This window comes from Saccharothrix sp. AJ9571 (genome assembly GCF_021725495.1).
Taxonomy (GTDB): domain Bacteria; phylum Actinomycetota; class Actinomycetes; order Mycobacteriales; family Pseudonocardiaceae; genus Amycolatopsis; species Amycolatopsis magusensis.
Genome location: NZ_CP091382.1, coordinates 5,672,404 through 5,697,797 on the forward strand (window position 1 = coordinate 5,672,404; position 25,394 = coordinate 5,697,797).

Sequence of the window (25,394 nt, forward strand, 5' to 3'; positions counted from 1 at the left end):
GATCACCCGGCCGAGCGGCCCGACCTGGCCAAGATGTTGTTCCTCGACCCCACTCCGACTGGCTGGCCGCGGCGGCGTGCGCCGTGGGCCGCCCTGCGGGGGAGCACCGCAATTCCTCCCGACGACCGCCGGCTGACCGAGCTGACCGGAACCGCAGCACGAGCGCTGGATTCGCCACCCTCTGGGCCAAGCACCCGGCTACCCACCACGCCTACGGCACCACAAAGCCGAAGTCCGGGCATGGTGCGCTGCTCAGGACATCGAGTTGGTGTTCACGCCGTCCAACGCCTCGTGGCTGAACTGGATCGAGTTCACCGCGGTGCGGTACTACACCCTGGACGGCAGCGACTACCCCTCCCGCACCGCCCAAGAACTGGCCACCGCCCGCTACATCCGCTGGGCCAGCAAGCACGCCACTCCGAAACGACACTTCGCGGCCAACTCAAAGATCCGCACACCGGACTACCTACCCAACGTGGCTTGATGCGGCACTAACGGTCGGCGCCACGAACAGAACCGCAGTCCACGTAGCCAGGCGCGAGCTGGGCACTACGGGCGGGGGCTCGTGCTCTGGGCTGCGGCCGGCGGTCACGGATGAGGCTGCTTACCGTCAGCTAGCTCCAGGATCGTCGCTGCGGCTTCCAGCGCTGCCGCCTGTTCGGCGAGCTGGTCCGTCGTGCCGCTCCAGCGGGCGGGTACACGGTCACCGCCGCTGTCACGCAACTGTGCGGCGTGCTCGAAGAGCTCGTTCGCGTCGCGGCCGGGCAGCACCGCCCGTAATTCGGCGACGAACCGCTGGAACTCTTCGGCGAGGCTGCCGTTGTCCGGCCGGTCGGCATCGTCGAAGTAGCGTTCGTACTTCGCGATAATGCGCTGTGTGGCGGTGATGTCGGTGTCGCGCATCCAGTGTCCTTTGTGGCCGAGTGTGGTGGCTGCGGCGGCAATCGTCTCACTGATCGGCTGCGGCACGCCGAAACACCTCGACCGGTGTGCCACACCCCGGTCAGAGCGCCGAGAACGCCGACGGTCGCGTCATCACTCGCTCGGCGTCGCGGGCGGACGTCATTCGACTCGTCGGGTGAGGTACTGCGGACGTGGTGCGGCGGACTGCCCATAGGCCTGTGTTACCAGACGGGAGGTGTGTGCGGCTGCCGTGCTCCGCGAATGGCGGGCCTTGAATTCACTCCCAGCGTCGCCACGAGCTAGGCCTAGTGCACCACGGACACAGCCGCGGTACGTCGTGTGGCTACGGCGCCGGTGCCGGCCCTGCCAGCGGTGCCTGCCGGTCGATGTGGGGAATTCTGAGGTGTGGGTAAACCACGGTTGGCTTGTGCCGCGGGAGTGACTGCTCTCGGAAGCCGCACGGGGTGACGGCCGTTGCGGATCCCCGTGCGACAGCGGGAATGGTAGTCGCGCGGGGTACTCGCCCGCGATGGCAGGGTCACTGCACGAGGTCGCACCACACGCGACGGTGGCTGGTCGCGGTCCCGTCGTGCCGGTGACGAGCCCGGCGGTGCCAGGCCCGGTTTCGGGTCAGCGCGGTGGCAGCCGGATGCCCGCGTGGGAGAGCATGTCGCTGAGCAGGTGGTGGAGGTGGTCGCGGCAACTTTCGGTGTGTTCGGCTGTGCCGAGCGGTTGCCCGGCGTGGTCCTCGAGGTCCCGGCTGAGGAGCGTGCCGTGGCGTGCCAGCAGGAGCCCGACTCGCCGGATTCGGAGGTGTCGGGCCAGGCGTAGAGCATGATCTGCCACAACCAGCGGCCGACGCGCCGGGGATCACGGACGTTGAGCACGGTTTGACGTCGATAGGGGTGGTGTCGGTGCCGGGGACGCCAGTGGCTGGGTCCGGGGCGCCGAGCAGGAGGTCTCCGTCGGCCCAGCCCGGCATGATTGTCGGTGCGGCGATGCCTAGTGCTGTGTCCATGAACGTTGGCCGGGTTGGCGACACACCGGTCAACGTTCGCGGCTGCTGATCGTCCGCGCCCCAGTCTGGGCGGATGGCAGATTCAGTACGAGCGCGTCGGCTGACCGATCAGGAGGGTCAGCGTCTGCAGAAGATCGTCCGCAGAGGCACCGGATCATCGATCCGGTTGCGGCGGGCGATGGTGATCATGGCCTCGGCCAGCGGAAACACCGTCCCCGCCATCGCCCGCCTGGTCCAAGGCGACGAGGACGCAATCCGCGGGGTGATCCACCGGTTCAACGAGATGGGCCTGGCTTGCCTGGACCCTCAGTGGGCGGGTGGCCGTCCCCGCCTGATCAGCCCTGAGGACGAAGCCTTCATCATCGCGACGGCCACCACGCGACCCGAAGCACTCGAGCAGCCCTTCACCCGCTGGAGCCTGCGCAAACTCTGCGCCTACCTGACCCGCAACCACGGAAACCGACGGGTCACGATAGGCCGCGAACGGTTGCGGCAGTTCCTGCGCAAGCACGACATCACTTTCCAGCGGACCAAGACCTGGAAGGAGACCAACGACCCCGACCGGGACACCAAACTGGCCCGCATCGAGCACGTGAGCAGCCACTTCACCGACCGGGTGTTCGCGTTCGACGAGTTCGGGCCACTGACCATCCGACCGCACCCCGGCGCCGGCTGGACGAAGAAGAACCATCCCGGCAGGCTGCCTGCCAACTATCACAAACTCTGCGGTGTCCGACAGTTCCACGGCTGCTACTCGCTGGGAGACGACACCCTCTGGGGCGTCGTCCGAGCACGAAAATCCGCGGCGAACACCCTGGCCGCACTGAAGTCCATCCGCGCCGCACGCCCGGACGGCGCACCGATCTACATCATCCTGGACAACCTCTCCGCCCACAAAGGCAACGCGATCAGAGCGTGGGCCCACCGCAGCAACGTCGAACTGTGCTTCACCCCCACCTACAGCTCCTGGGCCAACCCGATCGAAGCACACTTCGGGCCGTTGAAGATGTTCGCAGTCGCCGGATCGAACCACCCGAATCACACCGTCGCCACCCGCGCCCTGCACGCCTACCTGCGATGGCGCAACGCCAACGCACGCCACCCCGACGTCCTCGCCTCCCAACGCCGTGAACGAGCCCGTATCCGCAGCGAACGCCGTCACCGGTGGGGACAACGCGCCACACACGCCGCCTGACCAACCCCGCCAACCTATGTGGTCACAGCACTAGCGGCGTCCCGGCGAGCCGGCGCATCTTTGACACCCCGCCCTGCTCGCGCAGACGGTGGGCGAGTGCGACCAGTTCGGCGCCCCGCTGCTCGCCGGCGAGTTCGCGCAGGCGCTCGACGCTGGGGTGCGCACTCACTGCCTGGGCCAGGCGCGGCTCGACGCGACCACGGCGGTACATGCTTTCGCAGGCGGCGAGGTCCCAATTGGCCCGGGCCATGTCCGCTTCGGCACCGGGGGAGCCGAGCGCACCCGGGTGAGCGTGCTGGGCGAGATAGGTCCGGGAGCGCTCGAGCAGCTCTGTCCAGACCGCGGCGCTCGGCGAGTGTGTGTGGTGGGTCGGCGGGATCGGGGTCCCCGGGGCGAGCCAGGTGGTGCCAGTGGGCCGCAGCCCCAGCGCGCGGGCGCGGTGATCGGCCGGGAGAAGCAGCCACATGGCGGGCGCGTTGATGGTCATCGAGGTGTTCGCCTCGGCGAACGGGATGCCGTCGAACAGCCGCCGCATGTCGCCGATGTGCGCCACCGGCACGCCGACCTTGCCCTTGGCGAGCTTGTGGTCGGCGTCGTAGCCGGTCTGCGTGGGCAGGTCGAGATGGGCCTGGGTAAATCGGGGGCGGCCGGTGTGCGTGGTTGATAGGGTCTGCGCACTCATGGAGTAGATCAGTGGCAGATCGTCCCGCTCCGGACGGGAAGGGCGCGGGTTCGATTCCCGCCTCCATGGCCAATCAGCCTCGATGGCCGATCAACTGTGGAGTCCACTGTGCCTGAGCAGAACCGCGCCGCATCAGCCGGTTACGCGACCGGTCAGCTGGCGCGGGCGCTGGCTGCGGCGGTCAGCGCGGGCACCGAGGCCGACCGCCAGCGGGCGTTGCGCAAGCTGCGGCGCTGGGAGGATGTCGTCAGCGGGATGGCCGACGCAACGCTCACGGTCGGTTCCCGCACCCCGGTCGCGGATACCCCGGCGTGGGTGACGCTCGAGGTCGCGCACGGTGGGTTCGCGACCGGCAGGTATCGGGCCGAGGTGCCGCTGTCCGAGGACGAGGCGGCCCGCGTCGCCTGCCTGCCCGAGGGCGTACCCGGGCGCAACGGGCGCGAACGGCTCAACCTCTGGTATCTCGGTGACGCCGGTCAGGCCGAGTTGCTCGACGCGCTGCGCCGCGGGCACTACCGGGTCGAGGTGCCCGAGGACGCGGCGCTGCCCGTGGTGGCCTTGCTGCTGGACAAGGGTTACCCGGAGCAGGCTCTCGACCTCGTGGCCGAACTGCGCCCGCTGATGCACCGGCTGCGGCTGACGCCACGTTTCGAGCCGGTCACCCGGCCGTCGGACTCCGCCGTCCGCGTCACCTCGGTGGAAGAGGCCGCCGCGGCGCTGCGTGCGGTGCGGGTCCCGGCGCAGATCGCCGCGATGCGGGACACGCTGGCCGCGTGGGATCCGCTGTACGACCGGCTGGTCGCGTTGTGGTGCCGGACCGTCGACGGCGAGTTGCCGTCCCTGGAGAACGGGACCGTGCGCGGCGGTTGGCCCTGCCGGACGTGGCCCGCGGACTGGGCGGCGGCCCGGGCCGGGTGGCTCGCGGACTTCGCCGACACGTGTCGCACCCACACACCCTCGGGCAGGCAGACCAGCCCGAAGAGCAACTTCGCGATCCTGCGCCGCGCACTGGAGTCCTGCCCGCAGGGCAGTGACTCGCTCACCGCGCGGGAGGTCGGCCGGATCCGCCGCGCCCTCGCCAGCACGGTCAGCCGCCGCGGTGCCCCGGACACCGAACAGCGCGGCGCGTGGCGCACCGCCCAGGCCGCTACCGTCACGGCGCCGACGAACGCCGCACTCGCCGCTGTGCTCGCCGGCAGGCTGGACCGCTACCCGGCCGAGAGCGGTCTGCCCTCGCTCGAGGTCGCGACGGCCGCGGTTTGCGACACCGAGACGACCGCCGCCATCCCCTGCGGTACACCGATGCCGGGCCGCCTGGTGCGCAAGGCGGCACGGGCGCTGGAAGCACCGGCGGACGAGCTGGTGGGCCTCGGCGTGATCGCCTCGGGGGAGACGCTGGCGCTCGTGCTGCCGCAACTGACCTCACGGCTGCTCAGCGCGGCGATCGAGGACCCGGTCGTGGCCCGGCTGCACGAGCAGACCTACACGGCGTTCCGGCGTCGCCGCAGCCTGCTGTTGCTCAACCTCGAGCACCAGGTGCGCTTCAGCGAGCTGCCGTGGGTGCACGCGCTCGCCCCGTGCCACTCACCCGAGCCGGGCACCGCCGCGGCCGCACTCCGCGTCCTGCGCGAGACCACGATGCTCGCGCTCACCGCGTTCCCGCACGCCGTGCTGCCGAATCCGCTGGTGTCCGAGCTGAGAACGCTGGCGAAGCAGGCGGGGCTGGAGCTGCCGCTGGTGGAGGAAGTGGCCGCGGACATCTTCATGGGCACGTTCACCACTACATGGCGCGACGCCGCCGCGGTGGCGAGCCGTCTGCTGGCCGGCACGCTCTACGCGCACTACTACGACCTGCCCGCGGACTGGTCGGAGCCCTCGAAGACGGTCCTGCGCTGGGGCAAGCGGACCGCCGCGGACTTCACAGCTGTGTGCCGCCAGCGGGCGGGTACCCCGGGTGGTTCCGTCGCGGCGAACGGCATGCTGCTCGAGCAGAGCCAGATCCTGACCACGCACAACCTCGCCGTGCTGGTCGATGCCCTGGATTTGACCGGCGAACTGCGCGAACGCGCGCCGCAGCTCGCCGGGCAGACCTTCGGCTGGATCCGGCGCAGGCTGGCCCAGCGCGCAGGCCACCGGCACGCGGCGCTGATCCAGCTGAAGAACGCCGCGTACGCGTGGCGGCAGGCCCTGTTCCTGCTCAGCTTCTGCGAGCCCGCCGCGCAGTTCGCTCACGCGGAAAGCCTGATCGATCAGGCGCGCGGCACCGTGCTCGAGCCGGCAGCCGACGGTCTGCTGCACGTGCTCCACGGTGGCCGTTTCACCACCACCGGCACGGTCCGGCGCGGCGCGGGCGTGCGGTTCCTCGGCTGGGCCGAGGGCACGAACCAGCTCCTGCTCCACTCCGGCCGTGGCTGACCCAGGTCTGCATCTGGCAGGGCAGCGATGGCCGTGGCACGTGCTCGCCTCAACGGGCTGCGGCTAAATCGATGCCCTCGCGAAACGGGCTTGGACGCGTACTCGGTCGGGACCGCGCTGCGCGGCGGCGGCATTCTCACCTGCCGCGACCTGCTCCCGATCGGCTGCCGTCCGCGCGACGTTCGCCGCCAGTTCAGTGGCCACGGCGCCCCACCGCTGCTCGTGTGCGGGCGGTGCCGGCGGGAACTCGTCCATGCGATCACCCCGTCCTAGAACACCGGCGCCTGCGGTGGGTGAAGGCGGGGTTGCTCCATCCGGTCGCCCTCCTGGCCGCCTTGCCCGCCCGCGATCCAGATGTCCTTGGTGCGGATGGTCTCCAGCTGATCGGTCAGCCGCCCGGGCAGGCTCGTCAGCGCTTCGTAGGCCTCGTCACCGATCCGGTTGGCTTCGCGGATGAAGTCGTCCGCGAGTTCGCGCCAGGTGCCCTCCGGGACCGGCCGCTTTTCCGCGCCCTTGCCCAGATCGGTCGCCAGCGAGCCCAGCGCACCCATGATGCCGGTCATCGCGGCCGCGATGACCGGCATCATGGGTGCGCTGGGCTCGCTGGCGACGATGGCCGCGATCGCTGCGGAGACGAAGCTCAGCTCTGGGCCGCTTTCCTCGGCCGGCTCGAGCTTCTGGGCGAAGCGCTCGGTCATCTTCACCATCAGGTCGCGGACCTCGTTCAGCGCCACCAGGTGGATGGCCCGGTACCGGCCCAGCGACTCGGCGATCGCCAGCATCTGGTTCTCGTGGCCCTTGGCATAGGCGAGCGCGCGCTGATGGTAGGTCAGGAGCTGAAAGGTCCGGTCGTCCTGGACACCACGCTGGATGGCCTCGAAGGCGGAGTGCACGTTGGCCGCGGACTCCTCGGAAGACTCCGGGTAGTCCTCACCGTCGGCCTTCGCCGCGGCCGCCGAATCCAGCAGGAACGGATCAACAAGCTTGCCGAAGGTCTCGCCGATCTGGCCGGGCGGCTGGATCCAGACGTTGGAGAAGGCGTACAGCGCGTAGAAGAACTTGCCGGGATCAATGCCGTCCAGCACCGAACGCACTCCAGGCAGCCTCACTGTCCGCGGCTACCTGCACTTGCGATCGGCCATCCTCGCCGCTCGATCGCGTGACAAGGCGAACTCGGACGCGCATCTCACCGAGGCGGCATCCTGCGCGAGGGCGATCGCGCCGACGGCGGATTTCTACGACACCGCCTTCAACCGGGCAAACGTGACAATCCACAACGTCGCCGCCGCCGTCGAACTCGGCGACGGCGAGACCGCACTATCGCGGAACCAGCCACTGCCATCCGGAACGCTGCGTTCGCGGCGCGCCCACCACCACATCGACCTCGCGCGAGCATGGCTCCTGCACGGACACCGCGAGAAGGCGTTGAGAGAACTGCACACCGCCCGGCGCCTGGCGCCACAGCTGACCCGAAACCACCCACAGGTGCGAGAAACCGTCGCAACATTGACATATCACAAGCGGCGACAACCTGATGCCTTGGCCAACTTCGCGCACTGGATCGGCGTTCACCTATCCCTCGACGACGTCGCGATCTGATCGCGGCCCGCGGTCATGATCGACGGGTCGATCCGTGCAAGAGGGTGGAGATGTACGCTGCGTCGCCCGGGATCAAGGCGAGGTCTCCGGGAGCGACGCGGTGATACCCGGCGTCGAGCCGAGACTACTCCAAGCCGCTCAGCGGTGCGTCGCGATCGAACGGTTGAAACCTCCGGTGCTCCAGCACGTGACCATGCCGCTCGCCCGCGTGCGATCGGACGTAGACGAGTTATAAATTGCTGCCCGCCGAAGGCGTCAGAAGGTGCGTGCCCAACTCCTGGCGAGCAAGATCGACCATCGCGTCGCGGACCGCACGGATCCATGCCTCATCCTCGTCGGCTGCCGCTTCGCTCCATCGCCCGAGCAGTTCGCGGGCTTGCGGGCTGCCGTATGTCTCCAACCCGATCACCGCGTCCATCTCCATCTGCACGCGTTTTGCCTTGGGCCAGGTCTGATCGAGTTCGGCCAGCTTGCCGGCCTTGCCCTCTCGCTCATATCGCCTGCGTCGAAGACCTAACTCTGCAACCAGCATCGCAGCGAAATATGCCTCGCGACGTTCTTGCATCAGCCGATCCCGCGCGGCCGCTTCCTCGGTACGGCGCGTCATCCGCTCGACCTGGCTCCGGCCCTGGCGACCGGTTAACCAGGTGAAAAACACACCGGTCACGGCGGCCAGCCCAGTAGCCGAAGGCGCAACCCATTCCCATGCCATCAACGAATTATGCCGCCTGGCGACCGTCGTGTGCTGATGAGGCGGCCCAGTCGGCAGCGGCCCAGAACGCCATCAAGCGCGCAGCAAATACGTCTCCGGAAGCGTCGACCGCTGCCGTAAACTCCGGGACTCCTACTGATCAACAACGCCGGAAACACCGATCACGGGACCCTTCTGATCAACTTTCCTGCTACCAGGGCTTCTTGTGCTCGTGGCTATCGGCGCCGTTCGTCGCGCACTCTCTGCGGATTCCTTGCGTCACCTGCATGGCGGTATCGGATTTCGTCGTCGTGCGACGACGCTGGGCTGCGGGAGAGCTTGAGTGAAGTGCCCGGCGGGGTTCGCGCCGGTGTCGGGTGCGTGTGCACAACGAGATTCGTCCGTGGAGTCTGATGCGGTATGTCATCGAGTCCGGCGCAAAACGTGCTGCTCCTCGATCGAATCCTGAGGAGCAGCCAAGAACACGCAGACAAGCTGGCGTACTGTTTCTTGGACTACGGCGAGGCCCCGGTCGAGTCGATCACCTGGGGTGGGTTGCACCGGACGGCTTCGCGCCTGGCGGGCGGCCTCCGAGCCAACGGCAGCGCGGGGCGGGTCGTGCTGCTGCCCACCGAACCGGGGCTGGGGTTCGTGGTGGGCTTCGTCGCGTGCTTGTACGCCGGAGCCGTGCCAGCGCCCGTGCCCGTGCCGGACACCCCGGCGGCGCTGCGCCGCCTGTCGGCCATCGCCGCGCAAGCCGACGCGCACTGCCTGCTGCATCGGAATGGTGAGCCGCCCGACTGGGCAAGGGAGATCCGGCCCGACGCGGAGGGACCACTGCTCTTGGTCCCCGTGGTCGGCGGGCCGGGTGACGCCCTGCCGCCGCCGGAACACCGGCCGGCGCGCGAGGACACCGCGCTCGTCCAGTACTCGTCCGGCTCGACGGGCGATCCAAAGGGCGTGATCGTGACCCACGGGAACATCGCGGCCCAGGCGCACGAGTTCCGGGTGGTCGCGGCGGTGGACGACCGGTCGGTGTTCGTGTCGTGGCTGCCGCTGTTCCACGACATGGGTTTGATGACCGCGGTCCTGCTGCCCGCGTGGTCGGGCGGGTCGTCGTATTTCATGACGCCGCGGTCGTTCCTGCGTGAGCCGGTGGTCTGGCTCGACGCGATCTCCCGGTTCCGGGCGACCCACACCGCGGCGCCCAACTTCGTCTTCGACCTGTGCGTGCGCCGGACGAGCCCGCAGGTGCGCGACGAGTTAGACCTCTCGTCGCTGCACATGGTCATTAACGGCGCCGAACCGGTTCGCCTAGCGACTCTGCAGCGGTTCGCGGAGGCCTTCGGCGACAGCGGGTTCGACCGTGGCGCGATGTGTCCGGGGTACGGCTTGGCCGAGGCGACGCTGGCGGTGACCATGAGCCCGCCCGGCACGCACCCCAAGTGGCTGCGGGTCGACCCGGAGGCGTTGCGCCGGGGCGTGGTGAGCACCACGACCAGTCCGGGCGCTGACTTGGTGTCCTGCGGCCCGGCGCAGCCGTTGAGCCGGGTCCTGGTGGTCGGCCCGGACGACGGCCGGGTCCGGCCGCACGACGGGGTCGGCGAGATCTGGGTGTCGGGTCCGAGCATCGCGGCGGGCTACCGCGGCCGGCCGGACCTGACCGAGCGGACCTTCCGCGCCGAACTGGCCGACGACCCCGGTGGCCAACGTTTCCTGCGTACCGGTGACCTGGGTTTTGTGCACGAGGGCGAGCTGTACGTCACGGGCAGGCTCAGCGACCTGATCATCATCCGCGGTGTCAACCACTATCCCGAGGCGATCGAGGCGACTGTCGCCGAGGCGGTGCCGGAGGCCCGGACTGGACACATCGCCGTCTTCGTCGCCGACGATGATCCCGAGTGTGACGCCGTGGTTGTGGCGCTAGAGCTGCGAGGTGACCTGTCGCCGGAGCGGGTCGTCGCGTGCGCGGACGCGGCGAGGCACGCGGTCGAAACCGGGCACGACCTGGTGGTCCGCGACGTGCGGCCGGTAGCACCGGGCGGTGTTGCGCGCACCACCAGCGGCAAGGTGGCTCGCCGCCGCTGCCGGGACGACTACCTGGCCGGTCGCCTGCCGCGGCCGGTGTCAGCGACGTCCGCGTCCGATGCCGTGCCCGCGCTGCTGGACTGGGTGGTGTCGTGGAGCGCTCGCCGGTTGGACCCCAGTCTCGTCGACGAGCGCCGCACGATGCCCCCGCACGTGGTGCTGGACCTGGCGGGACGGGGCCTGCTCGGCATCAGGGCACCCACTGCGGCGGGCGGCTTGGCGTTGGGTCACCAGGACGCCGCCAGGGTGCTTGAGTGCCTTGCCTCCGTCGACCTCACGCTCGCCACTTTCGTGTGCGGGCACAACTTCCTCGGCGTGGATGTGGTGTCCCGGTTCGCTGCGGACCCTGTGCGCGAGCGGCTGCTTGCCCGCCTGGCCTCCGGACGCGCGCTCGTGGCGTTCGCGTGGACCGAACCGGGCGCCTCCCACGCCGTGGGCGCGATGAGCAGCACGGCCACGCCGCTGCCCGGCGGCGGCTACCGGCTCGACGGGCGCAAGCTGTTCATCGGCTCGGCTGGCTGGGCGGACACGATCGTCGTGTTCGCCCGTCTGCTCGACGAGGACGGGCAGGACCGGGGCCCGGTCTCGCTGGTGGTGCCGTCGGACGCGCCGGGGGTCCGGGTCGGCGCGGAGGCGCTCACCATGGGGCTGCGGGGCATGACGCAGAACGAGGTCGTCTTCGACGGTGTGGTGGTGCGGGCGGACGCGGTCCTGGGCGAACCCGGCAACGGCGGCGCGGTGGCCGAATCGGCGATGACGCACACCAGGTTGATGATCGGCGCACTGTGCGTGGGTGCAATGAAGCGCCTGCTGCGCGACGGCCTCGCCTACGCGGCGCATCGCCGGGTCAGCACCGGTTCGCTGCTGGACAATTCGGTCACCCTCGCCCGCCTGGACTCCGCGACGTCCGCCGTCGCGACCGTGGAGGCACTGGTGAGTGCGGCCGCGTCGGCGCTCGACCGCGACGAGCCGGTACCGCCCTCGGTGTTCGCCGCCGTCAAGGTACTCGGCCCCGAACTGCTCTGGGAGGTCGCCGACGACGTGGTGCAACTGCTGGGTGGACGCGGCTACGTCGAGACCAACGACGTGCCGCGGTTCTTCCGGGACGCCAGGGTACTGCGCGTCCTGGAAGGCCCGACCGAAGCGATGCGAATGCACCTCGGCGCCATCGGCGTCCACCGGTTCCCGGAGGTCTCGGTGGTCCTGCGGGACGTCCTACCGGCGGCGCCGGTCCACCGAAGGCTGCGCGAGGTGCTGTCCACCGCTGCGAGCCCGGGCGCCCCGAGTTGGCGTGACCTGCACCGGCGCTATCAGGTCGGCGCCGTCGTGGCGTGGGGCTACGCCGCAGCGGCGGTACACGCCGTTCCGCCCGCCGACCCGGGCCCGGTGGCCGCCTGGGTGGCCGCCCGGTTGGACCACGCCGTGCGAGACCTCGACGAGCCGCTTGCGCCCAGCGCGTCGGTCGAACGGCTCACCGCGATCGTCAACAGCTACGGGCACGGCCGCGGGCCGACCGTGCACCACGAGGGCCTGGAAGCGGCACCTCAGGCGGCCTCGCCGCCACGACCGCCGAGCGACCGCCAGGTCCCGCAGACCGTCACCCGGTGGCTGACCGACTGGATCGCCCAACGCACCGGCACGCCGGCTGCGGAGATCGACATCGGGGTGTCGCCGCTGCGCTACGGGCTGGACTCCGTGACCACTGCGGCCTTGGTCAACGACGCGGCGGCGCGGTTCGGGGTCGAGGTGTCCCCGCAATTCGCCTGGGGCTACCCGACCATCGCCGAACTCGGGGGCGCACTGCAAGCCTTGGTGGAACGCAACCGCCTGGGGAGGGCCGGATCGTGACCACACAGGTGGATGTCGTCGAACGGTCGGTGAGCACGGGGCAGGATGCGTTGTGGTCGGCGTACCTGTCGGCGCCGGCGGGAACCGCGTACAACGTGGGTATCGCGGCGGAGGTCGACCGCCAGCTCGACCCCGCGCTGCTCGCCGAGGCGTTGCGGCTGCTTGCCGATCGGCACGAAGTGCTCCGGTCGACCTTCGCCCAGGACGACGACGGCGTGCTGCGCCGCCTGGTCGACCGCGCGGCCGGTCCGGAGCTGGTCGTGCGCGACGGCGACGGGCTCGACGTCGAGCAGGTACGTCGACTGGCGCGCGACCTATGCCGTGAACCGTTCCGGCCGCAGGTGCGCCCGGCCGCGAGGCTGGCCGCCGTACACCGCGGTGACCGCACGGTGCTTGTGCTGGCCGCCCACCACCTGATCACCGACCACCTGTCGCACGGCACCCTGTTCACCGAACTGCTGCGGCTGTGCGGCCGGCTCTCCGGGGAACCGGTGGAACCGTTACCCGGACGGGTCCGCGCGTTCGATGACCACGTGGCCGCCGAGCGGGCCCTGCTGTCCGGTGCCGAGGTGGACCGGCTCAGGCAGTTCTGGCTCGACGCCCTGCGCGGTGCGGACACGGTGTTGGACCTGCCGCGCGACCGGCCCCGGCCCGCGCGACGCGGCTACACCGGCGAGACCGAGCGCGTGGCGATCCCGTCCACGACGCTGACAGCGTTGACTGAACTGGCCACCACCGAGGAGGTCTCGCGGTTCACGCTCGTGCTCGCGGTGCTCCAGATCGTGCTGCACCGCTACACCGGGCAGACCGACTTCCTCGTCGCCTGTCCCGGCAGCACCAGGGCCTCCGGGTTCGAAGGGACCGTGGGATTCTTCGTCAACCCGGTCGCCATGCGTTCCCGCGTGGTACCGGACCACAGCCTGCGCGCCCACCTGAAGGCCGTGCACGAGCGCGGTGTGGCCGCCCTGCGGCACGGCGCGTACCCGTTCGCCCTGGTGCCGGCCGACCTGCGCGTCCCACGCGACCCGGCCGTGCCGCCGCTGTGCCAGGTGGCCTTCGGCTACCGGCACGCCTACGCGACCGACCCGCTGCTGGACCTGCTGGCCCGCGTCGAGAACGGCGAAGGCAGTGGCGCGAGCGCCGAGATCGGCGGCGCGACCGTCACCCCGATGGACCTGCCGCAGCAGGAGGGGCAATTCGACCTCGCGTTCGAGGTCGTGGAGTCCAGCGCGGGCGCGACGCTGGTGGTCCGCTACGACACCGACCTGTTCGAGTCTGCCGGTGTCCGGTTGCTGGCCGGGCAGGTGGTGCACGCGTTAGCCGAGACGGCACGCGACCCGGACGTCGCGGTGAGGCGGCTGCGCATCGGCCCGCCCGGCGGCCCCGTCGAACCGCGCCCAGCGGCGGCAACCGGCGCGCCGCTGGTGGTCGAGTCCGTGGTGGACGCGGCCCGCACCACACCCGACCGGGTCGCCGTCGATGGGTCGCGGCGGCTGACCTACGGGGACCTCCTCGCCCTGGGTCGGCGGCTCGCCGCACGCGTCGCGGACCTCCCCAGCAGAGCCCTCGTCGCGGTGCTGTGTCCCGACCCCACCTGGACGGCGGCGGTGGCGGTGGCGACCTGGACGACCGGCCGCGCGTTCCTGCCGCTGGACTCGCGCTACCCGCCGCAGAGGATCGAGTTCATGGTGCGCGATTCCGGCGCCGCGTTGCTGGTGACCACCCGATCGGCCGACCGCCCGGCCGGTGTGGCGGTACCGGTCGTCCACGTCGAGGACCTGACCGGCGACCTGACCGGCGACCTGGCGGCTGACCGGACGGGCGATCCGGTCACCGCGATGCCGGGACCGGGGCGCGACGACACCGCGTATGTCATCTACACCTCCGGGTCGACCGGCGCACCCAAAGGGGTCCCGATCACCCACGGTGCGTTGGCCAACCTCGCGGCGTGGCAGCGGGACTACTTCAAGGTGCGCCCCGAAGATCGGGTAATGCAGTGCGCATCACCGGGCTTCGATGCGTTCGTGTGGGAGCTGGCGATGGCGCAGGGTTGCGGAGCCACCCTGGCCTGTGGTACCGGACCGGCGGTGCTCGTGGGCGCGGACCTGCGCCGGGCGCTCGTCGAGCGGGCGCCGACCCTGCTGACGATCACGCCCACCGCGCTGCGGACGATCGACTCCGGCGATGTGCCCGCGTCGTTGCGAACCGTTGTCCTGGCGGGGGAGACATGTCCGCCGGTGCTCGTCGAGAGGTGGCAACCCGTCACCGACCTCGTCAACGCCTACGGTCCGACCGAGGCAACGATCTGCGCAACCGCCTACCGGTTCGACCGACCGGACGGGCCCGTCCGGATCGGGACGCCGTTACCCGGCGTGGACACCGTGGTGGTGGACGGATCCGGCGAACCGGTGCCGGCGGGCGTCGTCGGCGAGCTGCTGATCGGCGGCGCGGGCGTGGCCCGCGGCTACCTGGCCCGTCGGGCGCTGACGGCCGAGCGGTTCACCGAGCGCGACGGGCGGCGGTTCTACCACAGTGGCGACCTGGTGCGGTGGGACGCCTCGGGCAACCTGCGGTTCGTGGGCCGGACCGACCGGCAGATCAAGGTGCACGGCCACCGCGTGGAGCCGGGGGAGGTGGAGCATGTGCTCGCCGATCACCCGACCGTCGCCGACACCGCGGTCGCGGTGCTCGACGTTCGCAGCTCCGAAGCCCTGGTCGGGTATGTCACGGGAGCGCCGCGGGTCGATCTGGACGACCTGCGCCGTCACGTGGCGCGGGTCCTGCCGCACCACCTGCGTCCGCACCACCTGATCGAGGTCGACCACATCCCGCTCACCGCGCACGGCAAGCTGGACTTCGCCGCCCTGCCCCGACCCGCCGCGGACCCGAGCCGGTCCGGATCGCCGATCGCGCCGGGCGGGGTGCGCGGGACGCTCGCCGAGGTGTGGACCCGGCTCCTGGGGCCCGCGGAACTGGCCGAGGACAGCGATTTCTTCCGGCTGGGTGGCCACTCGCTGCTGGCCACCAAGGCCGCGCACCTGCTCACTACGGCGCTGGGGACGTCGGTCGGCGTCGCCGAGCTCATGGCACGCCCCCGCTTCGGCGAACTCGTGGACCACCTGGAACAGGCAGTGGGGCGAGCGCCGCGGGCACCGGCGGCGCCCGTGCCCGTCACCCCGGCGGACGCGCCGTTCCCGCTGACCGAAGTCCAGCAGGCGTACTGGATCGGCCACCGCGACGACTTCGAACTGGGTGGCCTGCCCACCACGGGCTACGTCGAGCTGGCCACGCGCCATGTGGACGCGCACCGCCTGGAGGATGCCTGGAACGCGGTGGTCCGGCGGCACGACATGCTCCGGGCGGTCATCACCCCGGAGGGAAGGCAACGGGTCCTCATCGAGGTGCCGCGCTGCGCCGTGGCGGTTCACGACCACCGCGACAGCGCGCCCGCCGTGCTCGCCGCCCACCTACGGCAACTGCGCCGAGACATGGCCGAGCAGCCGTTGGACCCCACGCGGTGGCCCTCGTCCGAACTGCGGGTCACCCGCTGCCCCGACGGCGAGACGCGCGTGCACCTGGCCGTCAACGGTGTGTTCGTCGACGGGTCCAGCCTGATGGTCCTACTGGGCGACCTCGGCCGGGCCCACCGCGACCCGGCCGGGCTACCACCGCCCCCGGCGACGCGCTTCGCCGACGTCGTGGCCGCCCTCGCGGTCTCCGATGCCGACCGGTTACCCGCCGCGCGCGCGTACTGGCTGGACCGGCTGGCCACCCTGCCGGACCCGCCGCAGCTGCCCGCCGCGACGGACACCGGCCGGAGCGACCGCGCGGAGTTCACCTCCTTGCACCGGCGCATCCCGGCCGCGACCTGGTCCGCGATCCGCGCGACGGCCTCGGCCAGGGGCCTGACCGCGTCGAGCGTGCTGCTGACCGCGTACGCGGCGGTACTGGCGACCTGGGCAGGACGACGGCACTTCACGGTCAACACCACCGCGTCCCGGCGTCCCGGCGGGCAAGCCGAGGAGGTGGTGGGCAACTTCACCGGCCTCATGCTCACCGAGATCGACCTCACCGCGCGGCAGAGCTTCGAGCTGCACGCCCGGCGGGTGCAGCGGCAGGTGGCCCACGACCTGGAGCACGTCTGCTTCGACGCGGTCCGCGTCCTGCGCGAGCGTATGCGGCTCACCGACGACCCGGTGGCGGGGACGGCGCCGATCGTCTTTACCAGCGTGCTCGACGGTGCGGGCGGTCACCGCGATGGCGTCGGCGCGCTCGAATTGGTCACGACCCGCACACCGCAGGTGCTGGTGGACCACGTCGTGTTCGAACAGCGGGGCGAACTGGCGCTGCGGTGGAACGTGCGGGCGGGACAGCTGCCCGACGGGGTGGCGGACTCCATGTTCGAGTCCTACACCCACGTCATCGAATCACTCGCCGACGACGACACGTGGCAGGTTCCGCTCCGGGTGCCACTGCCCGCGCGTGACCGGGCCGAGAGGAGCCGGGCCAACAGCACCACCGCGCCGATGCCGCGCACCGCACTGCACGAGGCTTTCTTCTCGTCGGCCCGCCGGGCACCCGAACGGTCCGCGGTGCACACCGCCGACCGGACGCTGACCTATGGTGAGCTCGCGGAACGCGCGCTGGCCGTGTCCGGTGAGCTGCGCCGCCGCCGAGTGTGCGCGGAAGAGCTGGTCGCGGTCGCCGCGACGCGCGGCTGGCCGCAGATCGCCGCCGTCCTGGGCGTCCTGCACGCCGCGGCCGCCTACCTGCCCGTCGACGTGGACCTGCCGCCGGAGCGGCAACGTCGGCTCGTTGCCGATGCCGGCGCGCGATTCGTGCTCACCAGCGCCGCCACCGCGCTGCCCGCCTCCGTGACGGACACCGCCGAGGTGATCGTGGTCGACGACCTGCCCGGTGACCAGGACGCGCCGCCACCCTCGCCGGTCACCGGTTCGAACCTCGCGTACACGATCTACACCTCCGGTTCCACCGGCACGCCCAAGGGCGTGATGGTCGAGCACGCGGCCGCCGGGAACACCGTCGAGGACATCAACCGGCGTTACGCCCTCGGGCCGGACGACGTGGTGCTCGCCCTGTCGGCGCTGTCGTTCGACCTGTCGGTGTTCGACGTGTTCGGTCCGCTGTCGGTGGGCGCCAGCCTGGTCGTGCCGACCGCGGACCGGGCACTGGACCCCGCGCACTGGCTCGACCTTGTCCGCCGGCACCGGGTCACCGTCTGGAACTCAGTGCCGGTGCTGCTCAGGCTCGCCCTGGACCGGGTGCGCGAGGACCCGACCCGGAACGCCGCGTTGTCGTCGCTGAGACTGGTGCTGCTCAGTGGCGACTGGGTCCCTCGGGAATTGCCGGGAGAGCTGGGTCGCCAGGCCTGCGCACAAGTGGCCGCCCTGGGCGGCGCCACCGAAGCAGCTATCTGGTCCATCCACCACGAAGTCGGCGACCTGCCCGACTCGTGGCCGAGCGTGCCCTACGGGACACCGCTGGCCAACCAGACCTTTCACGTGCTCGACGAGGATCTGCGTGACTGCCCCGCGTGGGTGGTCGGCGAACTGCACATCGGCGGCGCCGGCCTGGCCCGCGGCTACCTGCACGACGACCAGCGCACGCGGGACCGGTTCATCACCCACCCAGAAACCGGGGACCGGCTATACCGCACCGGCGACCTCGGCCGGTACCGCCGAGACGGGGTGATCGAGTTCCTCGGCCGTGCCGACTCCCAAGTCAAGATCAGCGGTCACCGGTTGGAACTCGGCGAGGTCGAAGCCGTGCTGGCGCGTCATCCCCAGGTCGAGTCCGCGGTGGTCACGGCTCCCGAACGCGACGGCGGGCGTTACCTGCACGCCCACGTCGTCACCCGGACGGCGCCGGCCGGCGACCACCCGCCGGTCCTGAAGCGGGCGGCGCCCGCGGTGCTGTCCGGGACCGGCGCACAGGCCGCCGCGGAGCACGCCGCACGGGTGCGCGTCGACCACGTCCACCAGCAGCCCCTGCAGACCATGAAGCGGTTCGAGGATCTGGTGGAACAGGCCGCCACCAGGACGATGTACGACCTGGTCGCCTCGACCGGGCTGCTGCGGCTGCCGGGCGGCCGGTGCTCGGCCGAGGATCTGATGCGAATCCTCGGGGCGGCGCGGCGATACCGCCCCCTGTTCGGCCGTTGGCTGCGCGTGCTGGGCGAGGCCGGGCTGCTGCGGGTAGACGGCCACCACGTCACGACCGCCCGCCCCGTCGAGCGGGCCACGGCGGCAGAGCTGTGGAACGCGTGCGAGGCGGCAGCGACCTGGGAACCCGGTGGCGCCCTGCTGGTCGACTACCTCCGGCGGTGCGCCGACCGGGCCGGTGACCTGCTCACCGGTGAGACCGACCCTCTGGAACTGCTGTTCCCCGGCGGGAACCTGGACGTGGCCGACGCACTCTACAGCGACAACCCCATCACCCGGCTGTGCAACGAGGTCGTCGCGCACGCGATGGGCGCGCTGACCGGCCAGGGACGTGACACCACCCGCCTGCTGCGCGTCCTCGAACTCGGCGGCGGCACCGGTGCCACGACCCGGGCCGTCATGCCCATGCTGCCGTTGCACGACCGCGACTACCTATTCACCGATGTGTCCGACTACCTCATCGACCGCACGCGCCGCCGCCTCGGTCAATACCCGTTCCTGCGCTTCGCCAGGCTCGACGTGAATACCCTCGCGCACTCGCCGCTGGTGCAGCCCGCTGCCTTCGACCTGGTGCTCGCGGTCAACGTCCTGCACAACGCGCGCGACCTCGACGCCACCCTGGGCCACGTGCGCCGACTGCTGGCGCCAGGCGGTTCGCTGCTGCTGGTGGAGGGAACCGGGCGCAACCGCATGCAGCTGATCAGCCTCGCGTTCCTGGAAGGACTGGCCGAACCGACCGATGATCGGGAGGACGGCGAGGTCCTGCTGTCCGAGGCCCGGTGGCTCGACAAGCTGACCGCGGCGGGATTCGTGACCGCCCGGACGTTGCTGGGCGCCGACCACCTTCCGGTCGTGGCCCTCGCGCAGACCGTCATCCTCGCCCAGGCACCACCGACCGCGCAGGTGCTCTCCGGTGATGCCGTCCGCGACCACCTGCGACGCCACCTGCCCGCGCACGCGGTGCCCCACGCCGTCACGGAGCTGATCGCCGCACCGCTCAACGCACACGGCAAGGTCGACCGTTCCGCGCTGACCCGGCAAGCCGCCCCACCCCGGCGCAACGCACCCGCCGCGAAACCCCCGCCCGGCGACCGACCGGCGCACCTGGCCGAGGTCCTCGACATCTGGCGCGACGTGCTCGGCCGCCCGGACAGCCAGCCGGAGAAGAACCTGTTCGACAGCGGAGGGGACTCCTTGTCCGCCATCCAGCTCTCCGCCCGGTTACGCGAGCGGTTCGGGGTGGACGTGAGCCCCCGGGACCTCCTGGGTGCCGCCAGCATCACGGCCATCGCGCGTCTGGTCGAAGGCGCGCATCCGGCACCAGCGCAGGCCCCGCAACGCCCCTCGCGTCCGGCGCCCGCTCAAGCGGAGGTCCTGCCCGTCTCGGTCCGCCGCGACCGGGCCACCTACGCCTACAGCGCCATGCCGCTGTGCGTGGTGCTGGGCAACGGCGGCGAGGAGTGGGCGCACAACCGCTACGTGGACCTGTACTCGACTTCGTTGCCGGCTCGACCGCCGTACCTGGACTTCGTGGACTCGTTCGGCTACGGCGACTTTCTGGACGTGCACACCCTCGACCTGGCCGCCACCGAGGGGATCGACATCATCGAGTTCCTCCGCGCGCAGGTCGGCGGAGGCAACTATGCGGTGGTCTACCTGGATGACCACCACCTGCGCGGCCTGCCCTCACCGCACGTGCACGAGATCCTGGTGCACGGTTACGACGACGGGGCCGGGCTGGTGCACGCCGTCGGCTACGACAACGACCGCCTCCTTTCCCGGCTCAGCTTCGACTACGCGCTGTTCGCCGAGGCGTTCGCGCGGGGCAGGACGCAGATGACCGGCGCCAACCGGCTGTCCGACGTGGTCGCGCCGATCCAGCTGCTCACCCCGCCGCGAACCGCGCCGGGGCTGGACCTGGCCGGCCTGGTCGCGCGACTGGAGCACTATTTGCGCCCGGACGCCACCCGGTTCGGCCGCCTGGACCGCTCGCAGTGGTGGTGGTGGTCCAGACCGGCACCCAATCCGGCGGTGGAGGTGCGAATGGGACTGGACACCTACGACCACCTCGTCCGCTACCTGGACTCGGCCGAACCCCGAATGGGCATGGACTACCGCACCTTCCACCTCCTTTACGAGCACAAAAGCGCGATGGCCCAACGGCTGACCTACCTGCGCGGACGGCTGGGCGACCTGCCGGGTCTCGCAACGGGCGCAGCCGCCTACACCACACTTACCGACGAGTTCAACGACCTGCGACTGGTCGTGCTGCGGCACCTGCACGACCCGCGACCCGACCTGATCACCGGCATCCCGGCCCTGCTGCACCGCACGCGCGAGCGTGAATCTGCCGTTCTGGCTGGCGTGGTGGACGCGCTGGGTGAGGTGGCATGAGTTCCCTGAGCCGACCTCTGCGGTGGTCGCGCCACCACCGAACCGATACCAGGTGGGCCGGCAGAACTCACTCCGACCACCTCGTGGTGCGCACCGAAGACCGCGCACCCACCGGACCGAGAGACGACACCCCTACCGGTCAGGGCTGCGAAAGGAATGGTGGCCCGATGAGCACCGAGGAAACGATGACCCCGTTGCGTGCGGCGACCATGCTGCTGACCCAGCGCACGATCACCGACACCACCGGGCTGTGCCGGGCGATCGGATCGGCGGGGCCTGCCTATCGGGCACCGTTCGGGGTGACCTTCGTCGGCCATTACGCGCTGGGCCGCGAGGTGCTCAAGAACCCGGCCTTCGGTGCGGTGACGGTTGAGCGCATGGACCGCGTGTGGCCCGACTGGCGACACCACCCGGCCGCGATCCAGTTCGTGGACAGCATGATCGGCGCCAACCCGCCCCGCCACGGGCTCCTGCGCAGACCGTTCCGGCCGCACTTCACCGCGGCTGGCGTGAACCGCCGGTTGGCCGTGATCACCGCTATGGTCGACCACAGACTGGACACCCTGGCCGACGCGCTCGACCGCACGCCCACCGCCGACTTCGTCAGCACCGTCGCCGATCCCCTCGCGCTCGACCTTTCCTGCCACATCATGGGTGTGCCACCCGACGAACGGCCGCGGGTCGGCCGGGCGCTGAAGCAATGGTCAAAGGTGCTGGAGTTCTCCCGGACCTCCGCCGACACCCGCGCCGCCGACCGCGCGGTCGAGGACCTGCACGAGGTCATGGAAGCGTCGCTGCGGCGAGGCGGCGAGGCGGATTCCCTGGTGGCCGACCTCCTCCGCTCCGACCTCGCCAGCGCACGCCGGGAACTGGTGGCGAACATCGCGATGGTCGTCGGCGCGGGCGCGGAAACCAGCGCCAGCCTGTTCGGCCATCTCGTGCACTCGCTGGTGAGCGACCCGCGACGGTATTCCGCCATGACCGCGGAGCCCCGGCTGGCCGCGCCGATGGTCGATGAAACGCTGCGCCTCACACCAGCCCTGCTCAGCACCTCGCGGATAGCGCGGACCGACGTTACCGCCGGCGGCGTCCACTTCCGCCAGGGCGAGGAAGTCCTCGTGCTGCTCGCCGGCTGCAACCGCGACCCCCGTGCGTTCCCCCGACCGGATGCGTTCGACTGGTCGCGCCCACCACGCCGGTCGCTGAGCTTCGGCGGCGGCGCACACCACTGCCTCGGCGCCGTGGTGGCCAGGACCACGGCGGTGGCGCTGGCACAACGCCTCGTACGACGCCTGCCGGACCTGGCGGCCAGTGGACCGGCGGTTGTCGCACCAGGCGTGGGGCTCCGCTCGCTCGACGCCGTGCCGGTGATGCGCCGTCGTGCGTCGTCATGACCACGCCGGGTCTGCTGCGCAACCGCGACTTCGTGAGGCTGTGGACCGGGCAGGCGGTGTCGTCCCTGGGGTCCGGCGTGGCTGCGATCACCTACCCCGTCCTCGCACTGACCGTGGCGGGGTCGACCGCGCTCGCCGGGCTCGTCGGCTTCGTCGCGCTCGCCGGCGGGGCGCTGCTGCGGCTGCCCGCCGGCGCGCTGGTCGACCGATGGCCGCTCAAGCCGGTGCTCGTCACCGCGGAAGCGACCAGGGCCGCCGTCACCGGCCTGCTCGTCCTCGCCCTGCTGCTCGACCGGCTGACCCTCGCGCAGTTGCTCCTCTCCGCGTTCGTCACCAGCGTCAGCGGCGTGCTGTTCGACACCGCGCACGCGGTCGCGCTGCGGCATGTGGTGCCCTCGGGCCAGTTGGCGCCCGCGTTCGCGCTCACCGAGAGCCGCAGCCACGTCGCCGACCTCGTAGGCCGACCCGCAGGCGGGTACCTGTACCAGATGTACCCGGTCTTGCCCGTCCTCGCCGACACGCTGTCGTTCCTGTCCAGCGCGAGCCTCGCCGCGTCGATCAGGCAACGCATGGCGCCGTCCGCGCCACCGACACCGCGCCGCCTCCGCCACGACATCGGGGACGGCCTCCGCCACGTGCTCGGCCAACCTCTCCTGCGGGTCTGCCTGGTGTACGCGGCGGTCTTCCAGTTCGTCCTCGCCGGACTTCCGCTCGCCCTCATCTCCCTGATGCGGGCCGACAACGTGGGAACCGGTCAGCTCGGCGCGCTGTTCGCCGTCGCGGCGGCAGGCGGACTCCTCGGAGCCGCGGCGGCACCCGCCGTCCAGGCCCGGTTGTCCCCGCCGGTGCTCGTCCTGGGCTTCGGTTGGACCGCTGCGCTGCTCCTGCTTGCCATCGGCGTCCCGCAGGGACCGTGGACGACCGGGGCTCTGCTCGGTGCCCTGTTCTTGAGCGCCGCGCCGGCCAACGCCATGCTCCTCGCCGTCCAGCTGCACAGCACCCCTGCGGCTTTGCATGGCCGCGTGCTGAGCGCGGGGATGTTCATCGCGGGCCTGGGTGCGCCGCTCGGCCCACCGGTGGTGGGAGCACTAGCGGACCTGCACGGCAGGACGTGGACGTCCACCACCCTCGCCTGCGGTGTCGCGGTATTCACGGTCGGGATGCACTGCCTCCGCTCGGTGCGCACCATGACCCGGCCGGTTTGAGGCCCCCGGTTTCGCCGCGGAGCCAGTGATGGAGGTGCATGGTTGTGAGAATCCTGATGTGGCACGTGCACGGTGCTTGGACCAGCAGCTTCGTCCGAGGACGGCACGAGTACCTGCTCCCGGTCACACCCACCCGCGATCCGAACGTGGGCCTGGGCCGGGCCGAGTCGTGGGACTGGCCGCCCGCAGTGCGGGAAGTGCCGTACGACCGGTTGCGGGACACCGAGATCGACCTGGTCCTCCTCCAGCGCCCGCACGAATTAGACCTGTGCACGGCCTGGTCCGGCCGCACGCCCGGCCGCGACATCCCGGCGGTGTACGTCGAGCACAACACACCACGCGGCGACGTACCCGAGACCCGCCACCCGCTGGCCGGGCAGGACTCCATCCCCGTCGTGCACATCACGTCGTTCAACGACCTGTTCTGGAACTGCGACGGCGCTCGCACCACGGTGATCGGCAACGGCATCCCAGACCCGGGCGACCGATACAGCGGTGAGCTGGCGCGGGCGGGCGTCGCGATCAACGAGCCGATCCGCCGAGGCCGGATCACGGGCACCGACCTGCTGCCGCGCTTCGCGACGGCCGCGCCGCTGGACGTGTTCGGGATGGTCACCGAGTGGCTGCCCGACTGGCTCGGTGTGGCGCCCGACCGGATGACGACCGCGAACTTGGCGCAGGACGCCATGCACACCGAACTGGCGAAGCGACGCGTGTACATCCACCCGTTCAGGTGGACCTCGTTGGGGATGTCGCTGGTGGAAGCGATGTATTTGGGCATGCCGGTCGTGGCGCTGGCCGCCACCGAGGCGCTGCACGCTGTGCCGCCCGAGGCAGGGGTGATCTCCACGGACGTCGACGTGCTGGTCGATGCCGTGCGGCGGCTGGTTGCGGACCCGGAGGAAGCGCGCCGACTTGGCCGGCAGGCCCGCGACGTCGCGCAAACGCGGTTCGGCCTGGACCGGTTCCTCGACCAATGGCACCAGTTGCTGACCAGGACACGTGCGGAAGGTTGAGTACCACCGCCGGACGTGACAAGGTCGTACACATCTGGCGCCCGACACTGGCGTGATGGAACAGACCTTGCCTCGGCGCATCCGGGGGGATTGCAGGATGGCCGCCGCGAGCACGCCCCGGCCGCAGCTGGCCATCAGCACCGGACTCCTGCCGGCAAAGGTCCACCTGCGGGACCCAGCTACCGGACGCAGGCTGACCCAGCGCGCAGACCACCGGCACGCGGCGCTGATCCAGCTGAAAAACGCGGTGTACGCGTGGCCGCAGGCCCTGTTCCTGCTCAGCTTCTGCCAGCCCGCCGCACAGCTCGCCCACGCGGAAAGACTGACCGATCAGGCGCGCGGCACCGCACTCGAGCCGGCCGCCGACGGTTTGCTGCACGTGCTCCACGGTGGTGGCTGTAGCCGAGCATTTCGGCGACGAGTGGTGGCGGGACCTGGGTAACGACGCGGTGCGGATCGCCGTGATGCGGGCGCCGAGGAGTTGATGCCGAGGTCGGGGATGCGCGTCATAAGGGCGTGGGGGCGAAGGTGTTGCCCGGCGCAGAGGAATGCCGTTGATTCATCTGATGCAATACCGGGCGTTCTACTTAACATAACGACACTATCGGCCAAACTCTCAGCCACGGGCGCGTAGCCACTCATCCCCGTCGAACACACGAAAGCCAACGACTGAACAGGCGGGTCGCGACGCCGGCGCTCGCCGTAGTACATACGACTGCAGTGACCCACGGGCCGACAACGTACAACACGGCGACGATCCCGCC

The 25,394-nt window shown here is 70.8% G+C and carries 14 protein-coding genes, 1 tRNA gene and 1 pseudogene; 12 read left to right on the forward strand and 4 right to left on the reverse strand.

Annotated features, from left to right (window positions below):
* Positions 1–268 precede the first annotated feature (268 nt).
* A complete protein-coding gene (locus tag L3Q67_RS26265; protein ID WP_499184135.1) occupies positions 269–484 on the forward strand; it encodes a hypothetical protein in 216 nt (71 codons plus the stop codon).
* A 104-nt stretch (positions 485–588) separates the two neighbouring features.
* Here L3Q67_RS26265 and L3Q67_RS26270 read toward each other — a convergent pair whose 3' ends face one another.
* Positions 589–969: a PLC family EF-hand domain-containing protein gene (locus L3Q67_RS26270; RefSeq protein ID WP_499184136.1), complete on the reverse strand. Its 381-nt coding sequence runs from the start codon at positions 967–969 to the stop codon at positions 589–591.
* A 591-nt stretch (positions 970–1,560) separates the two neighbouring features.
* Here L3Q67_RS26270 and L3Q67_RS26275 point away from each other — a divergent pair.
* Both L3Q67_RS26275 and L3Q67_RS26280 read left to right on the forward strand, forming a co-directional pair.
* Entirely contained in the window at positions 1,561–1,734 is a 174-nt protein-coding gene (locus L3Q67_RS26275) for a hypothetical protein (protein ID WP_499184137.1), read from the forward strand.
* 260 nt (positions 1,735–1,994) lie between these two features.
* Positions 1,995–3,116, forward strand: a complete 1,122-nt coding sequence (locus tag L3Q67_RS26280) for an IS630 family transposase (RefSeq protein WP_499184062.1) — start codon at positions 1,995–1,997, stop codon at positions 3,114–3,116.
* Positions 3,117–3,438: 322 nt separating this feature from the next.
* On the opposite strand, the pseudogene L3Q67_RS26285 reads toward L3Q67_RS26280, so the two are convergent.
* Positions 3,439–3,735, reverse strand: a pseudogene (locus L3Q67_RS26285) (methylmalonyl-CoA mutase family protein); the annotation flags it as partial.
* Positions 3,736–3,795: 60 nt separating this feature from the next.
* Here L3Q67_RS26285 and L3Q67_RS26290 point away from each other — a divergent pair.
* Positions 3,796–3,870 (forward strand) — tRNA-Arg (locus L3Q67_RS26290).
* A 36-nt stretch (positions 3,871–3,906) separates the two neighbouring features.
* Positions 3,907–6,213, forward strand: a complete 2,307-nt coding sequence (locus L3Q67_RS26295) for a hypothetical protein (protein WP_499184138.1) — start codon at positions 3,907–3,909, stop codon at positions 6,211–6,213.
* Positions 6,214–6,482: 269 nt separating this feature from the next.
* On the opposite strand, the gene L3Q67_RS26300 is transcribed toward L3Q67_RS26295, so the two are convergent.
* Positions 6,483–7,307 (reverse strand): hypothetical protein, encoded by an 825-nt coding sequence (locus L3Q67_RS26300; RefSeq protein ID WP_499184139.1) that lies wholly within the window; start codon positions 7,305–7,307, stop codon positions 6,483–6,485.
* Here L3Q67_RS26300 and L3Q67_RS26305 point away from each other — a divergent pair.
* Positions 7,285–7,812, forward strand: coding sequence for a hypothetical protein (locus L3Q67_RS26305; protein WP_499184140.1), 528 nt, complete (start codon positions 7,285–7,287; stop codon positions 7,810–7,812). The two genes, L3Q67_RS26300 and L3Q67_RS26305, sit on opposite strands and share 23 nt — an antisense overlap.
* A gap of 229 nt (positions 7,813–8,041) precedes the next feature.
* Here L3Q67_RS26305 and L3Q67_RS26310 read toward each other — a convergent pair whose 3' ends face one another.
* Complete coding sequence (locus L3Q67_RS26310; protein WP_499184141.1) at positions 8,042–8,524, reverse strand: hypothetical protein; 483 nt, start codon at positions 8,522–8,524, stop codon at positions 8,042–8,044.
* Between the two features lie 489 nt (positions 8,525–9,013).
* Between L3Q67_RS26310 and L3Q67_RS26315 the strand changes: the two genes are divergently transcribed.
* The 6 genes from L3Q67_RS26315 (at position 9,014) to L3Q67_RS26340 (ending at position 25,072) form a co-directional block, all read left to right on the forward strand.
* Positions 9,014–12,439, forward strand: a complete 3,426-nt coding sequence (locus L3Q67_RS26315) for an AMP-binding protein (RefSeq protein WP_499184142.1) — start codon at positions 9,014–9,016, stop codon at positions 12,437–12,439.
* Complete coding sequence (locus L3Q67_RS26320) at positions 12,436–21,015, forward strand: amino acid adenylation domain-containing protein (RefSeq protein ID WP_499184143.1); 8,580 nt, start codon at positions 12,436–12,438, stop codon at positions 21,013–21,015. Before L3Q67_RS26315 ends, L3Q67_RS26320 begins: the two co-directional genes overlap by 4 nt.
* A gap of 167 nt (positions 21,016–21,182) precedes the next feature.
* Positions 21,183–22,409, forward strand: coding sequence for a cytochrome P450 family protein (locus L3Q67_RS26325; RefSeq protein WP_499184144.1), 1,227 nt, complete (start codon positions 21,183–21,185; stop codon positions 22,407–22,409).
* Positions 22,406–23,614 (forward strand): MFS transporter, encoded by a 1,209-nt coding sequence (locus L3Q67_RS26330; RefSeq protein WP_499184145.1) that lies wholly within the window; start codon positions 22,406–22,408, stop codon positions 23,612–23,614. The genes L3Q67_RS26325 and L3Q67_RS26330 overlap by 4 nt, the downstream gene beginning before the upstream one ends.
* Positions 23,615–23,652: 38 nt before the next feature.
* Positions 23,653–24,630, forward strand: coding sequence for a glycosyltransferase (locus L3Q67_RS26335; RefSeq protein ID WP_499184146.1), 978 nt, complete (start codon positions 23,653–23,655; stop codon positions 24,628–24,630).
* A gap of 55 nt (positions 24,631–24,685) precedes the next feature.
* Positions 24,686–25,072, forward strand: coding sequence for a hypothetical protein (locus tag L3Q67_RS26340; RefSeq protein ID WP_499184147.1), 387 nt, complete (start codon positions 24,686–24,688; stop codon positions 25,070–25,072).
* Positions 25,073–25,394 lie beyond the last annotated feature (322 nt).

Bases quoted from the DNA above. Each gene is read 5' to 3' on its own strand.
- L3Q67_RS26280 (WP_499184062.1), top strand. From the start codon at position 1,995: ATGGCAGATTCAGTACGAGCGCGTCGGCTGACCGATCAGGAGGGTCAG.
- L3Q67_RS26305 (WP_499184140.1), top strand. From the start codon at position 7,285: ATGCCGTCCAGCACCGAACGCACTCCAGGCAGCCTCACTGTCCGCGGC.
- L3Q67_RS26310 (WP_499184141.1), bottom strand. From the start codon at position 8,524: ATGGCATGGGAATGGGTTGCGCCTTCGGCTACTGGGCTGGCCGCCGTG.
- L3Q67_RS26325 (WP_499184144.1), top strand. From the start codon at position 21,183: ATGAGCACCGAGGAAACGATGACCCCGTTGCGTGCGGCGACCATGCTG.
- L3Q67_RS26330 (WP_499184145.1), top strand. From the start codon at position 22,406: ATGACCACGCCGGGTCTGCTGCGCAACCGCGACTTCGTGAGGCTGTGG.
- L3Q67_RS26335 (WP_499184146.1), top strand. From the start codon at position 23,653: ATGGTTGTGAGAATCCTGATGTGGCACGTGCACGGTGCTTGGACCAGC.
- L3Q67_RS26340 (WP_499184147.1), top strand. From the start codon at position 24,686: ATGGAACAGACCTTGCCTCGGCGCATCCGGGGGGATTGCAGGATGGCC.